This is a genomic window from Halomonas sp. G11 (assembly GCF_001663515.1).
Classification (GTDB): domain Bacteria; phylum Pseudomonadota; class Gammaproteobacteria; order Pseudomonadales; family Halomonadaceae; genus Vreelandella.
Window position 1 is genome coordinate 236225 of record NZ_LYXG01000023.1, and the last position, 13870, is coordinate 250094.

Annotated in this window: 11 protein-coding genes and 1 tRNA gene; 8 read left to right on the plus strand and 4 right to left on the minus strand. The window is 54.6% G+C overall.

The window, feature by feature from the left end:
* Positions 1-1758 carry a type IV-A pilus assembly ATPase PilB gene (gene pilB, locus ADS46_RS12000; RefSeq protein ID WP_066320461.1) on the minus strand — a complete coding sequence of 586 codons (1758 nt, stop codon included), beginning with the start codon at positions 1756-1758 and terminating at the stop codon, positions 1-3.
* 239 nt (positions 1759-1997) lie between these two features.
* On the opposite strand from pilB, the gene ADS46_RS12005 reads away from it, so the two are divergent.
* From ADS46_RS12005 to ADS46_RS12040, 8 genes are all read left to right on the plus strand, one after another.
* Positions 1998-2474 (plus strand): pilin, encoded by a 477-nt coding sequence (locus ADS46_RS12005; RefSeq protein ID WP_066320462.1) that lies wholly within the window; start codon positions 1998-2000, stop codon positions 2472-2474.
* Positions 2475-2594: 120 nt separating this feature from the next.
* Positions 2595-3047: an anti-virulence regulator CigR family protein gene (locus ADS46_RS12010; RefSeq protein ID WP_267886950.1), complete on the plus strand. Its 453-nt coding sequence runs from the start codon at positions 2595-2597 to the stop codon at positions 3045-3047.
* Positions 3048-3072: 25 nt separating this feature from the next.
* The gene (locus ADS46_RS12015; protein ID WP_066320463.1) at positions 3073-3891 is read left to right on the plus strand and encodes an inositol monophosphatase family protein; all 819 of its coding nucleotides are present in this window, start codon (positions 3073-3075) and stop codon (positions 3889-3891) included.
* Between the two features lie 123 nt (positions 3892-4014).
* Positions 4015-4091 (plus strand) — tRNA-Pro (locus ADS46_RS12020).
* Between the two features lie 294 nt (positions 4092-4385).
* Entirely contained in the window at positions 4386-5204 is an 819-nt protein-coding gene (locus ADS46_RS12025) for an alpha/beta fold hydrolase (protein WP_066320465.1), read from the plus strand.
* Positions 5201-6190, plus strand: coding sequence for a sensor domain-containing diguanylate cyclase (locus tag ADS46_RS12030; RefSeq protein WP_066320466.1), 990 nt, complete (start codon positions 5201-5203; stop codon positions 6188-6190). The genes ADS46_RS12025 and ADS46_RS12030 overlap by 4 nt, the downstream gene beginning before the upstream one ends.
* Positions 6177-9365 (plus strand): EAL domain-containing protein, encoded by a 3189-nt coding sequence (locus ADS46_RS12035; RefSeq protein WP_066320468.1) that lies wholly within the window; start codon positions 6177-6179, stop codon positions 9363-9365. The genes ADS46_RS12030 and ADS46_RS12035 overlap by 14 nt, the downstream gene beginning before the upstream one ends.
* Before the next feature lie 224 nt (positions 9366-9589).
* Positions 9590-10501 carry a homocysteine S-methyltransferase family protein gene (locus ADS46_RS12040; RefSeq protein WP_066320470.1) on the plus strand — a complete coding sequence of 304 codons (912 nt, stop codon included), beginning with the start codon at positions 9590-9592 and terminating at the stop codon, positions 10499-10501.
* A 121-nt stretch (positions 10502-10622) separates the two neighbouring features.
* On the opposite strand, the gene ADS46_RS12045 is transcribed toward ADS46_RS12040, so the two are convergent.
* The 3 genes from ADS46_RS12045 to ppnN form a co-directional block, all read right to left on the minus strand.
* Complete coding sequence (locus ADS46_RS12045; RefSeq protein ID WP_066320471.1) at positions 10623-11924, minus strand: MFS transporter; 1302 nt, start codon at positions 11922-11924, stop codon at positions 10623-10625.
* A 212-nt stretch (positions 11925-12136) separates the two neighbouring features.
* Entirely contained in the window at positions 12137-12337 is a 201-nt protein-coding gene (locus ADS46_RS12050; protein ID WP_066320472.1) for a hypothetical protein, read from the minus strand.
* A gap of 72 nt (positions 12338-12409) precedes the next feature.
* The gene (ppnN, locus tag ADS46_RS12055; RefSeq protein WP_066320473.1) at positions 12410-13792 is read right to left on the minus strand and encodes a nucleotide 5'-monophosphate nucleosidase PpnN; all 1383 of its coding nucleotides are present in this window, start codon (positions 13790-13792) and stop codon (positions 12410-12412) included.
* Positions 13793-13870: the final 78 nt, after the last annotated feature.

Here is a 13870-nt window from a genome sequence, read left to right on the forward strand (position 1 = left end):
TTACTCCTTGCTGACACGGTTGACTTCCTCGAGGCTCGTGATCCCTTGCATCACCTTTAAAAGACCGCTCTGATGCAGGCTCGGATACCCCTCACGGCGGGCCAACTGGTCAATATCCAGAGAGTTGGCATCGCGCATGATCAACTGGCGCATCGCATCGGTAATCGGCACGACTTCGTAGACACCCACGCGCCCCTTGTAGCCGTGGGTACACTGCTTGCAACCGACCGGGCGAAATAGGGTGGACTGCTGAATCGCCTGTTGGCTGAACCCTTCGCGTCTCAGTGCTTCGTGGGGAATGTCAACCGGTTCCTTGCAGTGAGGGCAAAGCTTGCGTGCCAGGCGCTGAGCAATGATCAGGCTGACCGCACTTGCAATATTGAAGGAAGACACCCCCATATTGGACAGGCGAGTAAGGGTTTCGGCCGCCGAGTTGGTATGTACCGTCGACAGCACCAGGTGGCCGGTCTGGGCCGCTTTGATGGAGATCTCGGCGGTTTCCAGGTCGCGTATTTCACCGACCATGACCACGTCAGGGTCCTGGCGCAGGAACGCCCTTAACGCGCTGGCGAAATCCAGACCGATTTTCGGCAGTACGTTGACCTGGTTGACGCCGGGGACCTTGATTTCCACTGGGTCTTCAGCGGTGCAGATATTGCGCTCTATCTGGTTAAGAATATTGATGCCGGTATACAGCGATACGGTTTTACCGCTGCCCGTCGGGCCGGTCACCAGAATCATGCCTTGCGGCTGCGCCAGCGCCCGTTCGTAATGACCGCGCTGGTCATCGGTGAAGCCTAACTGCTCGATGCCCAGTTGGGTGGCGGTGGGGTCAAGAATCCTCAGCACGAGCTTTTCACCATACACCGTCGGCAGTGAATTGACCCTGAAGTCGAGAGAGCGGGTGCGTGACAGCTTGAGTTTGATCGCCCCGTCCTGTGGCAGGCGGCGCTCGGAGATATCCAGCCGGGCCATGATCTTCAAACGCGCCGCGATACGGTTACGCATGGCAAAAGGCGGCCGTGCCACCTCGATCAGCATGCCATCAATCCGGAAGCGAACCCGGTACTGGGTTTCATAGGGCTCGAAATGGATATCCGAGGCGCCCCGGCGAATCGCATCCAGCAACAGTTTATTGACGAATTTGACGATCGGGGCGTCGTCGCTGTTCTGGGGCGCTTCCTCGAGGGGAGCGTCTTCACCGGCTGCTCCCTGGACGACATTCAAGGAACTGACGGCATCGTCGATGTCATCAAGTTCCTCCAGCATGCTGCGTTCATTCTGGGTGAGATACTGGTTCAACGCCGTGCTCAGTTGGTCAACAGGCGCAAGCACACCTTCAACGCTCAGTCCGGTGGCAAATTGCAGTTCATCCAGTTGGGTAAGCGTCGCCGGATAAGGGACGGCAACGGTAAGTCGGTGGCCGTGGCGCGCTAACGGTAATACCGTCAAGTGCTGAAGGACTTTAACCGGGTAGTCAGCCGCTGGTGGCAGTGACGATAAACGCACGGCGTTGAGATCGATCACCGGCAAGCCATACTCCCAGCCAGCAGCTATCGCTGATTGCCTGGGATCGACCAGGCCGCTGTCAACAACGTGCTGGAGTAGTGAAATATCCAGGTCGAACGCCGTCGCCTCGGCGGTGGCCGCCTGAGCCTCGGTCAGCAACCCGTGCTTGACCAGACGCTGGGCGATGCCGCGCAGCCCGCCCCGGGCGGCGGCATGGCTTAAGGTTGACTCGAAATTGGTTTCGCTCATGCGTGACTCGTTGATGAAGTGCGCTGCGGGTTACTTTTACCATACTTGGCAACACAAGACAGTAGCGGCTCTTTAAGCCGAAAGGTTCAAGCCAGGCATCCTGCGGCCGATATAACTCATGCTCAAGCGTTGATGCGTAATATTGATAAACCACATACTGTCAGTTAATGTCACTGCATCTTTGCCCAAAGCAATACTCGGCGGTAACGCTGGGTAGCATTCCCCAAGGAGACGTCTCCATGCAGCAATCTGCAGAACCGGCAAACCGCAACAAGAAGCAGGGCGGTTTCACCCTGATCGAGCTAATGATCGTGGTGGCGATTATCGGCGTACTGGCTTCCATCGCCGTACCGCAGTATCAGAACTATGTCGGTCGAGCTCAGGTCAGCGAGGCCATTAGCTTGATGTCTCCAGCGAAAACCGCCATTTCTGAGTATTTCATCTCACGAGGTGAGTTCCCTACTAATAACGCAGAGGCTGGGCTTTCTGAGCCAGCCGAAATGGCAGGAAAATACGTTGCAAGTGTCGATGTTTCTCAGGGTGATGCGGGCGTCACTGTCGTAACGATGAAAAATGACTCAGTTGTCAGTGAGCTGCAAGGTAAAACCCTGGTCTTTGAACCAGATGACGAAGACAGTGGCGTCGTTAACTGGCAGTGTCGAACTGGAGGTAGTGATCAGATACCAGCTAAGTTCTTGCCTTCTGAATGTCGTTGAGAGATAGTGACGACTAATTAACGAATAGATATAAAGGGCCTTCGGGCCCTTTTTATTTCCTTAATACCTGCGCATTCACCGGCTATGTTGTAAGTACCAAACCAAGATATGGAGCTTACAGTGAACCTTTTCAAAACCGTGGTTCCAGTCGCGCTCATAGCATTTATGCCATGCAGTGCCGCCATAGCTCAGCCCGACCATGCCCCGGCGCATGGCGCTCGCGATAAGTCACATCACCAGGGGCAGGCGCAAAAGCGTGAGCATCGGTCTTACGATGATCGCGCCGAACGAAATTATCGCGATAACCCGCCGCGTATTGAAGAACGGCTGATCCAGCGTCTGCTACGCGAATACGGCGCGCCTAGGGCTGAGTCGCTTCCACCGGGTATAGAGCGCAATCTGGCCCGTGGGAAGCCACTGCCGCCAGGCATCGCCAAGCGGTTTGATGGGCCGATCGCCAACGAACTGCCTCGTTATCCTGGTTATGAGTGGCAGCGTGTGGGGTCTGATGTGGTGTTGATCGATGCGGCCACCCGCGTGGTTGTCGATATTCTGGTGGATGCGCTACGCTAGGGCCTTGCCATTGACGGAGCTGCTAATGCCTGCCTACACCCTAAAAGAGCGCCTGGACATCGCCCGAACGATTGCCGAACAGGCGGGGCAAATGATTCGTCAGGCACGCCAGGAGCAATCCTTTTGTCGGCATTACAAGGCGGGCGATGAGTTGGTGACGGATGCCGACGTAGCGGTTGATCGCTTTATCAGTGATCAGCTGGCATCGCATTTTCCTGGCGAGACTCGTTTAAGCGAGGAACTCTCTCCTGATCAGGCATTCAGCGAAAGTGCCCCCCAGCTATGGGTCGTCGACCCGATTGATGGCACGGTCAACTTTGCCCAGGGGCTTCGCCATGTGGCGGTCTCGATTGGCTGGATGGAAGACGGTGTGGCAAAGATGGGGGTTGTCCACGCGCCGTTCCTGGAAGAAACCTTCACTGCTGCTGAGGGCGCTGGGGCCTTTTGCAATGACCAGCCCATCCAGCCAAGCGGTGCCAACGAACTGGCGCGCAGTCTTGTGGCAACCGGGTTTCCCTACCAGCGGGAGGCCCGGGAAGCTCTCTTGCCTCGCCTGGCTGCCGTATTGGCCAACTGCCGCGATATACGTCGTAACGGCGCGGCTGCTCTGGATATTTGCGATGTTGCCTGTGGGCGGCTGGATGCTTATTACGAGAGCGTCTCGCCTTGGGATTTCGTCGCCGGTTGGGTCGTTGCCCGCGAGGCAGGTGCCAGTGTGGGGCATCTTTACGATGTGCCAGCTGACGTGCCCGAAGATTTATATTCCCAGCATTTGCTTGTGAGTACGCCCGCCGTTCACTCTGCGATGGCTAGGTTACTACGCGATGCCGATAGCGCCGCATAGGCTGAAACGATGAATCCGTATGATAGACAAGCACTTGAAAAGAAAGCGCAAAAAGAGCTTTTCATTTGCCCGCTAAACCGCTAGTATACGCACCGTCTTGAGGCAAGAAATTAACGCCTCAATCGGAGCGTGGCGCAGCTTGGTAGCGCGTTGCAATGGGGTTGCAAAGGTCGCAGGTTCGAATCCTGTCGCTCCGACCAAATAAATTATCAAAAAAGGCCACTTAGCTAACTCAGCAAGTGGTCTTTTTTTGGCCTAGGTTCTAGGTGGCGAATCGGTAGCAGGCGCCGAAAAGAAAAAAGTAACTGGCAACAGTACGACGCCTTTTCGCATCTCAGTTTCAGATTAGAACCTCTTTGTTTGGTACTAAGAGATCATCAATAGGTCGTGATTTTTAAGCCTTCTTTCGGCGTTGAAATACCGTACCTACGCCTGACCTCACACATAGTGATACTGTCTAATGGACCTTTCACAATAATAAATCTGAGCGTCCTATGTCATCACTTCGCCATCTTCTTAATGTCAATGAGCTTGGGCATGGTTCGACACCGCTATTAATGATCCATGGCTTTGGATGTGATCAGACGGTATGGCGTCGCTTGATTCCTGCGCTTGAGCAAGACTATCGCCTAATCCTTGTCGATCTGGCGGGTTTCGGCTGTGCCGCCCCGGAAGCCTACGATGTAGTGCGGCATAGCTCGCCATTCGGACATGCCGAAGATATTGTGGCGTTGTGTGATGAACTGGCGCTGGAAGGCGCCATGATGCTTGGCCACTCCATTGGCGGCACCATTGGTATGCTTGCATCCATTGAACGCCCTAACGCCTTCCGCCGCTTGGTCATGATGTGCAGTTCGGCTCGATACCTGGACGATCCGCCTGACTATCGGGGTGGTTATACTCGTGACCAGCTCAATGGCTTGATGCAGCTTATGGAGCAAAACTACCTAGATTGGGCCGGTACCGTTTCACAAATCGCTATAGGTGACACAGCCACCGATACCCAGCAAAAAAATTTGCAACAACGCTTTCTTGCGGTACCGCCCGAGGTGCTTCGCCCATTTGCCAGGAGTATCTTTCTGGGGGATATCCGCCACCATCTGCAGAATGTCACGGTACCCAGCTTGATTGTTCAAACCGTTCGGGATGCCATAGTGCCTATTGAAGCAGCTCAATACCTTCAACAGCACCTCCCTAATAGCCAGCTCCATGTGTTAGATGCAAGTGGCCATTACCCCCAACTGACAGCGCCAGACATTCTGGCCTCAGCACTTCAGGAGCAACTTGGGTTGCAAGGGGGGAAACGCCAATGAATCCAAGACCTGCCGATATCGCACGCTGGTGGCAATTTTCGCCATCAGGCCAAGTTGTCGTTGATGGTAAAGGTTATACGGTGCTGGTGAATCACACACTTAGTGACTGGCTGGGCTTCCCTTCAGGGCAACTTGTCAATCGACTTGCAAGTGAACTGTTCACCTGTGAATCGCGTATGGTTTACCAAGGGGTTTTGGCTTACCGAGTGGCGGATGTGGGGTCGGTCAGTGAAGTTCATCTTAGTCTAAGTCTTTCGAACGGTGACACCCTTCCTGTTCTATGTAGTGCGCGCCGGTTGGGCGATCAGAAAGACCCACAGATACTGATCTCCATGCAGCCGATCGTCCGTAAGGACCAGTTAGAGCGAGAGCTTCTGGAGGCTCGCCAAGCAGCTCAGACCGCCCTGGAGGAAAAAGAAGCCGTCATCACCGAATTGGAGTCAATGCGCACGACCCTGAAATCCCATAACGAAGAGTTACAACGTCTGACCATGAGGCTGGGGCATGAAGCAAAAAGTGATCCGCTAACTGGCTTGCCTAACCGTCGTCACCTCGATGTTGCGCTTAAGGAGTTACTATCCCGGGCCGAAGGTTTCCTTTCTGAAGGCTTTAGCATGGCTTTGCTGGACATTGATCATTTTAAACCCGTCAATGATGAATATGGTCATGCGGTTGGTGATCAGGTATTGCAACAGCTTGCAAAACTACTCTCATCGAAGCTAAGGGGCCGAGATTTTGCTGCGCGCATTGGCGGCGAAGAGTTCGCCTTGCTGATGCCGAAAACCGCCATTGACGAGGCCAGCAACGCTCTGGAGCGGTTGCGACAGGCCATTGAGGCTTATCATTGGCAGCCCGTGCCGATTACGGTCAGCTTGGGGGTAACAAGCTATTTGCCTGAAGACACATCTGAGACCCTCCTGGCGCGAGCGGATAGGGCGCTTTATACCGCTAAGCGGGAGGGGCGAAATCGCCTTGTCAACGGATGAAAAAGGTCAAGTCGATATGCCTGATTTAAACTCTCGGGAGGTTGCTGACTTGCCCTATCGGATACGCGATGTCGCGATGGATGTCGGTTTGCTCATGGCTGCATCTGTCTTCATTCTGCTGGGTGGGACAGGGCTCATTGGGCATCTCACGGGTATTGTTTATCCCTTGAGCGGGTTAATGGTGGCCGATGCGGCGCTGACTGGCTTTTTAGCAGGTCTGTGCTTGTTGGGTTGGCTCGTGCATTGGCGTTGGCTAGTTTTTCTGGCGGCTGCGCCATTGGCGCTGATTACTTGTTATACGCTGATCCACAATGGTGTTTCAGGCAGCCCCTGGGAGGAGGCATCCTGGGTATCAGGTGGTCCGAGAATTCTTTCGGCGGCAGCGTTTCTGCTTTTACTTGTTGCTGTTTGTACGACGTTGGGGATGAAAAAAGCCTGGTATCGACTGCTATGGGCCGTTAGCGGTTTGCTTGCACTGGGCGCGGGTGGCTTTTCTATTCTGCTGTTGTTGCTTCCCGCCAGCCGCATTGGCTGGGCAGACGGATTTGTATCCGCCCCCCTCCTGGCCACGCTTTATGCTTTGCTGGGTGGGCTCGCTTTTGTCGGCGCTGCCTGGCGGGGGAGCCGCCAGTTACTGCCGCTGGGCAGGCTTACGCAGTTCGCCGCCGTAGCCGGTGTGTTGATGAGCTGCGTTGCTTGGTACACCTTAAGTTGGAGCGCTCAGGCAAATATGCAGCGCCAGGCGAGTACCTTGTTGGATAACGCCACGCACAATGCTCGTCATGCCATGCAGGAAGAACGGGATTTCATTCAACGTCTTGCTTGGCGAAAAGGGCTAAATAGCACTTTGAATTCTTCAGTTCGCTGGGAGCACGATGTTCATACCTACTTTCAGCACGCGCCATACTTAAAGACGGTTGCTTTGATTGGTTACGACGGTGAACTTGAAGAGCTGCGGGTTTCTCCTCAGCCCTATGAGCGTCGCCTTCTTACCGAGAAGAATTATCCAAATCTTCGTGATGAGCTATTAACGGGGCGGTCAGATACATGGGCACTCAGGGTGGCACGTCAACCCAGTGCAGTGTTGCTGGTTTCCTCACTAGGTGACAATGCTGACAGGAAGCTGGTTGCAGAGCTCGACTTACGAGACTTGCTCAAGCGCGAACTTAGCGTGCCCCTTGGTCTGTTTATGCTCACCGTCGGTGAAGGCACACCCTACTTAACCTTAAGGCAGTCGGGGAGGGCCATCGACGATACCCCCATCCGCCCGTTACCGCATCTGGAAGAGCGCCGTGTTGGTCTACCTGGCGGTACTCGGCTAACGTTTAACGTCCACATGGATTCTGTTTCAGGCATGTTGCGTGCCAGTATCATGCCTGCAGGTTTTGCAATTGCAGGTCTGACGCTCAGCTACCTTTTGGCCCTGAGTTTGGGCTTGGTAAGGCTGATACTACTGCGTTCACGTGAGTTGGTAGTGGCTCGACAACGTCTAGAAGCACAGTACGACCTTGAGCAACGTTATCGCTCGCTCTACCTCTACCACCCCGATGGTGTTTTATCGATTGATCGTGAAGGCCGTGTGGTGACTGCTAACCAAGCTTGTAATGAAATTACAGGTCTTACCAGTGACGAGGTAGAAGGCAGACATTTTTCGATGCTGCTCCAATCCCACGATGTAGAGCGCATTCAGGCAATTTATGACGCGACCCTGGACGGCAAGCCAAATCGTGTGGAGCTCCAGATCAGACACCAAGATGGGCATTTAAAGTCTCTGGACTTGACCACCATGCCGATCATTGTCGGCGGTGCAACACAAGGTGTATTTGGCATCGCAAAAGATATAACCCATCAGCAAGAGCAAGAAGCCCAGTTGGCCTATCAGGCTACCCATGACTTGTTGACGGGGCTACCCAACCAAGCTGCTTTTGATGACCGACTGAATGTGGCTTTTATAGAAGCGAAAAAGCAGGGTGGGTTGCTGGTGGTGATGCATCTAGATCTGGATGGGTTTAAAACGATCAATGATGGATTAGGTCACCATGTGGGTGACCAACTGCTGGTGGCGGTAGCAGATAGGCTTCAACGAGTGACAGGACAATACGATACGTTGATGCGACTCACCGGTGATGAATTTGCGCTGCTGTTTACGGAGCTCGATGATGTAGAGCCAGCGGTCAGTATGGCTGAAAAATTGCTTGATTATTTATTGGAGCCTTTTCAAGTAGAAGGCGAGTTGATTCATATTAGCGCGAGCATTGGCATCGCCTGTAATAGTGAAGTGGTAGAACATGCCCATGAGCTCATGCAGCGAGCGGATATTGCAATGGGCGAGGCAAAACAACAGGGCCGTAATACCTGGCAGTGGTATCAAGGAGATGTGCAGCGGATAACCAGAGAGTCAGTACTTTTACGGCGTGATTTACATACGGCACTGCGTGACGACCAGTTTGAGCTCTTCTACCAGCCTATCGTAGAAGCAGTTAGCGGTCGCCTTCGAGGTCTAGAAGCGTTGATTCGTTGGCATCATCCTGAGAGAGGTTTGGTGTCGCCGGGGCTGTTTATTCCATTGGCTGAGCAGACAGGCCAAATCATTCCATTAGGCCGTTGGATCTTGGAGCGTGTTTGCCAGGACGTTGCTCATATGCACATCCGCGGTCTCAGAATGCCGGTTGCTGTCAACATCTCTTCGTTGCAGTTCCGACGGGAAGGATTCATGGATGATGTGAAGCAAGCTTTGGAGACATCCGGGATACCCAGTGACTGTCTGGAAATCGAAGTAACAGAGAGCGTCTTGTTGGACGGTGCCGAAAAGGCAATCGATCTGATCAATCAACTCAAGGCGGTAGGTATCAAGGTCGCGCTCGATGACTTTGGTACCGGTTTTTCCAGTTTGAGTTATTTGCGTGACCTACCGATACATAAGGTCAAGTTAGATCGAGCTTTCATCAAGGACATTACAACCGACACACGTAACGCCGCAATCGTGCAAGGTATTATTACCATGGCACATCATCTGGATTTGATCGTTGTCGCTGAAGGTATTGAAGATCGCGATCAACAGCATGACTTGATACGCCGCGACTGCGATCTGCTGCAAGGCTTCCTTTTCGCGAGGCCCATGCCACTAGACGCCGTTGTGTCACTACCAGAGGTGCTGCCTGTATCAAAAGCATGAGGTCAGTCGACAAAACGCGATTGTGTCCTTTGGTCTTGGCTTGATAGTGGGCCCAGTTAGCACGGGGGTATTGGTCCGGTCGACGTTCAATAGTGCTATATAGTCTGAAAACCGTAAGAATCCCATCGGGTGTCTTAACACTGTCAGAAATTTTCAATGGGTATGAGACACTAAGCGCCTAGAAACTGAGGTAAGGGGTGGATTTCTGATGTTGGAAAAAGCTGATGAACGCTGAAAGCAGAAACATAGTGTTGCTGGACGGCGGAATGGGGCAAGAGCTCAGGAAACGCAGCAGCCAGCCGGTGTCCCCGCTATGGTCTGCTCAGGTCATGCTCGACGAGCCCCATTTGGTCGTGGATGCACATCGCGATTTCATCGCGGCTGGAGCGCAAGTCATTAAGCTTAATAATTACAGTGCCACCCCGCATCGTCTGGCGCGGGATGGCAGCGCCGCCATGTTCGAGCCTTTGCATATTGCGGCTCTCAATGCCGCCCGGCAGGCGCGAGAAGAGAGCGGGCGCGAGGTGCGTATCGCGGGTTGCCTGCCGCCGTTGGTGGCCAGTTATCACGCTGATAGCGTGCCGGACGAGACCGTTTGCCAGCTTGATTACCGGCGTCTTGTGAAGCAGCAAACAGAAGGTGTAGACCTTTTCCTCTGTGAAACCATGTCGCTGATACGTGAGGCACGAGCGGCGACGATCGCGGCGGTGGAAACCGAACGCCCAGTATGGGTGGCGTTCACTGTAGATGATAGCGATGGTACCCGTTTGCGCTCTGGGGAACGGCTGTCCGAAGCAGTGAATGAGGTCGCGTCTATTGGCGCAGAGAAGATAGTGGTCAATTGTTCAGTACCTGAAGCCGTTACAACCGCCATGCACGAACTTGCAAAGCTCAATGTGCCCTTTGGTGGGTATGCCAATGGCTTTACATCCGTGGCGCCGCTACAACCTGGCGGAACCGTGGACGCGCTCACATCGCGTGCTGATCTTGACCCCGTCGGCTATGCCGCACATGCGCTGGAATGGGTCGAACTGGGCGCCAGGGTGATCGGTGGCTGCTGTGAGGTGGGTCCTGCGCATATTGCTGAGTTAGCCAGACAATTGACCGACAGCGGTTACCGTCTGGTGGCATATTGATCGTGGGGTGCGTGCTATCAGCAAGCACTATGAACATCATCTCGACTTCAAGCCGCAAGCGTGAATACCCCAGGCTCTTGAAACCCGGGATTGTGCACTGCAACAGCGATCACTGAAAGCGTCACTTCATCGTTTCTTCTGCTTCTTCTTCCTCCCCGACTGGCTCAAGAGGGTTGCCATCCTCGTCCAGGAATTGGTGATCGTACGCCGCTTGAAGGCCTGTCTCCTCAGCTTCAACTTCCTGGGGCTGCTCGTCATCGTCGGTCAGGTAGTCGATATGGCCTGGATAGAGGGGGGAGAGTACCGAGACAAGAATACCGATCACGCAGAATATGGAAAAAGCGTCAGCATAGCCGAATTCGCCGACCAGCATACCGACCACCGGAGAGCCCGCGGCCTGCCCCAGCGCGCAGGCCATGAAGGGGAGTACTGGGCCCATGGATGGGCGTCCTGGTAATAGGCGGATGCCGGTCATCAGGTATAAACCTGTCAGGCTCATGTAGGCGAGACCGAATACCAATGCGGAAAACATCGTCAGGGCTAACTGGTCGGGGCTGGCAGCGAGAAGCACCAGGCTTGCCGCCAGCATCATCAGCATTAACGCCTGGGTAATGGGCGGGTTGTTGCGATCGGCGACATCGCTCACCACCGCACCTCCCAGGCCGGCAATGCCAGCGGCGAACCAAAGCCAGCCGGTGAAGGCGGGGGGGAGTTCACCCAGCCTGACCACCAGGTCCGGTGCGAAGATCCAGTACGGTGCAGAGACAAACCCCATCGCGAACGCAAACAGAGAAAGCCGGACAAGGCGCGACCACTGCTGTCGCGTCACCGGGGGAGGTGGCGCGGCGTTGGCGGGAATGACCCGTGAGACCGAGGGGATAAAAAACCAGGCGGCCACGACTCCGATGCCTGCCAGTATGGCAAATGACGTATAAGTAAAACGCCAGGCATCTGCCAGAAATACGACGGTCGGTACCGCCACGATGATGCCGATACTGGTTCCGGCGTTCATGATGGAACTGACGCGACCGTGCATCGAACGGCTGACCAATACCTGCATGGCGGAGGTCAGTGCCGGCATCATCAACCCCGTGCAGACACCGCAGGTAAACACACCAATACCCAACGATAGAGCGTCAGAAGACCGGCTGATCAGGGCCAGACCGCCAACACCAAAACACCCTGAGAGGACTGCCAGGTTGCGTGCCCCGAGACGGTTGGCGGCAAGTGGCGCTACCATGGTGGCAAGCACGAAACTGACAAAGGGCAATGCGCCGATAATGCCGACGATATAGGCTGACAGATCCAGTTCATTGCTGATGGAGGGTACAAACAAGCCAAATGCGAAGCGTGCGAGCCCGTAACTGATGGCCACCAGGGCAGCGCCAAAGAAGGCAAACCCCATGTTGGATAAGGTCTTCATATGGCCACCCCACTGTTGCGTTTGGCTTGAATGTCGTACGGGTGTGGCCATTCTCTCAATGACATCTACCAGGAGCAATGTAATACGATCTATTTCATCGCAAGTGATGAGATTGTTAATCCAGTATCATCATGAATATGCCTACAAAAACGCCGCCGGATGTTATTCTCCGGCGGCGTTTTATATGGATTGGAAGTCAGATTGCTGACGGGTTAGCTAGGTGCCTGGTGGTCGGCGAGGGCGGCGGTTACGGCTTCTTCCCACTGTCCTGCGCTAATCCCCCAATGCTTCATTTCTGTCTGGTCAGGCCTGCCTTTGGCGGCATCCTCCAGCTCATCCCGGGAATGTCTTTCAAAGCAATGTTTGGCAAACGCCTTGGTTTTTCCGTCACTCAACTGATTGATCATGTCCATGGTAATTTGCTCTCCTTGATAAAGCGTTAAATGCGTCCTGTGTGGTCGTTCAGTGCTTTTTTGCCCGTATGATCATGTCAGCACATAACACGGGGTGTAGGCCTGTCCATCAAGTTTCATGCGGCCCTGTGCCACGAATGAACTCAGCAGCTCATCCAGGCGACGCATCAGCTCAGGTTCGGCATTGAGCACATAGGGGCCATGGGCCTCAATGGCGCGGATGCCCTGCTCCTTGACGTTGCCCGCGACAATGCCCGAGAACGCCCGGCGCAGGTTGGCGGCCAGCTCATGGGTTGGCTGCTGGCGGTGAAGGGCCAAGGCTCGCATGGCATCGTGAGTGGGGTCAAAAGGTGCTTGGAAGTCGCGGGCAACCGTCAGGCGCCAGTTATAGTAGAAGGCATCCTGATGAGTGCGCCTGAACTCGGTAACCTCATCGACACTCTGGCGCATCAGCCGGGCAACCGCGACGGGGTCACCGGTAATGATGGTATAAAAACGCCGGATATCCTCGCCCAGCGTATAGACCAGAAACTCATCGATCTTTTCAAAGTAGGCCGTAGAGTCGGCCGGGCCGGTCAATATGAGCGGAAATGGCATATCCTGATTCGAGGGGTGTAGCAGAATGCCCAGCAAGTAGAGGATTTCTTCCGCGGTGCCCACGCCGCCAGGAAAGACGATGATGCCGTGCCCCAGGCGTACGAACGCTTCAAGGCGTTTTTCGATATCGGGCATGACAACGAGTTCATTGACGATCGGGTTAGGCGCCTCGGCGGCGATGATGCCCGGCTCTGAAATCCCCAGATAGCGGCCGTCGCGGCGACGCTGCTTGGCGTGGGCGACGTTGGCACCTTTCATCGGGCCTTTCATGGCGCCAGGGCCGCAGCCTGTGCAAATGTCCAGATCACGCAGGCCAAGGTGGTAGCCCACGTCCTTGGTGTACTCGTACTCTTCCCGGGAAATGGAGTGACCACCCCAGCACACTACCAGGCTAGGGTCGCGGCCGGGTATGAGCGTGCCCGCCTTACGCAGAATATGGAACACCGCGTTGGTGGTGCCCTCGGCAGTGGTCAGGTCGAAACGGTCATGACGCTGGATTTCATTGTAGATATACACAATGTCGCGGATGACCGATGAAAGGTGTTCCCGAATACCGCGAATCATGCGCCCATCCACAAAGGCTTCGGCAGGCGCATTGGTCAGTTTTAAACGGATGCCCCGATCCTGCTGAAGCACTTCGATTTCAAAGTCTTTATAGGCTTCCAGAATTGCCAGGCTATCGTCGGTCGGGCTGCCGCAGTTAAGCACGGCCAGGGCACAGCGCCTCAGCAAATCATGCAAGCCACTCTTGGACGTGCGATGCAGTCGGTTGACTTCGTGTTGGGAGAGGACTTCAAGGCTTCCTTCCGGCGATATAATGCTGGAAATGGTGTCGCGCGATTGAGCGTTTGGGGTCATTAGTGTTGCTGTTCCTGACGGTGTGGAGTCTTAACGCATACTATCATGCTCCCTGTATGGGTACACCGACATCGCCCG

Excerpts from the sequence above, each read along its gene's own strand:
- pilB (WP_066320461.1), bottom strand. The coding sequence starts at position 1,758 with ATGAGCGAAACCAATTTCGAGTCAACCTTAAGCCATGCCGCCGCCCGG.
- ADS46_RS12005 (WP_066320462.1), top strand. The coding sequence starts at position 1,998 with ATGCAGCAATCTGCAGAACCGGCAAACCGCAACAAGAAGCAGGGCGGT.
- ADS46_RS12015 (WP_066320463.1), top strand. The coding sequence starts at position 3,073 with ATGCCTGCCTACACCCTAAAAGAGCGCCTGGACATCGCCCGAACGATT.
- ADS46_RS12025 (WP_066320465.1), top strand. The coding sequence starts at position 4,386 with ATGTCATCACTTCGCCATCTTCTTAATGTCAATGAGCTTGGGCATGGT.
- ADS46_RS12030 (WP_066320466.1), top strand. The coding sequence starts at position 5,201 with ATGAATCCAAGACCTGCCGATATCGCACGCTGGTGGCAATTTTCGCCA.
- ADS46_RS12040 (WP_066320470.1), top strand. The coding sequence starts at position 9,590 with ATGAACGCTGAAAGCAGAAACATAGTGTTGCTGGACGGCGGAATGGGG.
- ADS46_RS12045 (WP_066320471.1), bottom strand. The coding sequence starts at position 11,924 with ATGAAGACCTTATCCAACATGGGGTTTGCCTTCTTTGGCGCTGCCCTG.
- ADS46_RS12050 (WP_066320472.1), bottom strand. The coding sequence starts at position 12,337 with ATGGACATGATCAATCAGTTGAGTGACGGAAAAACCAAGGCGTTTGCC.
- ppnN (WP_066320473.1), bottom strand. The coding sequence starts at position 13,792 with ATGACCCCAAACGCTCAATCGCGCGACACCATTTCCAGCATTATATCG.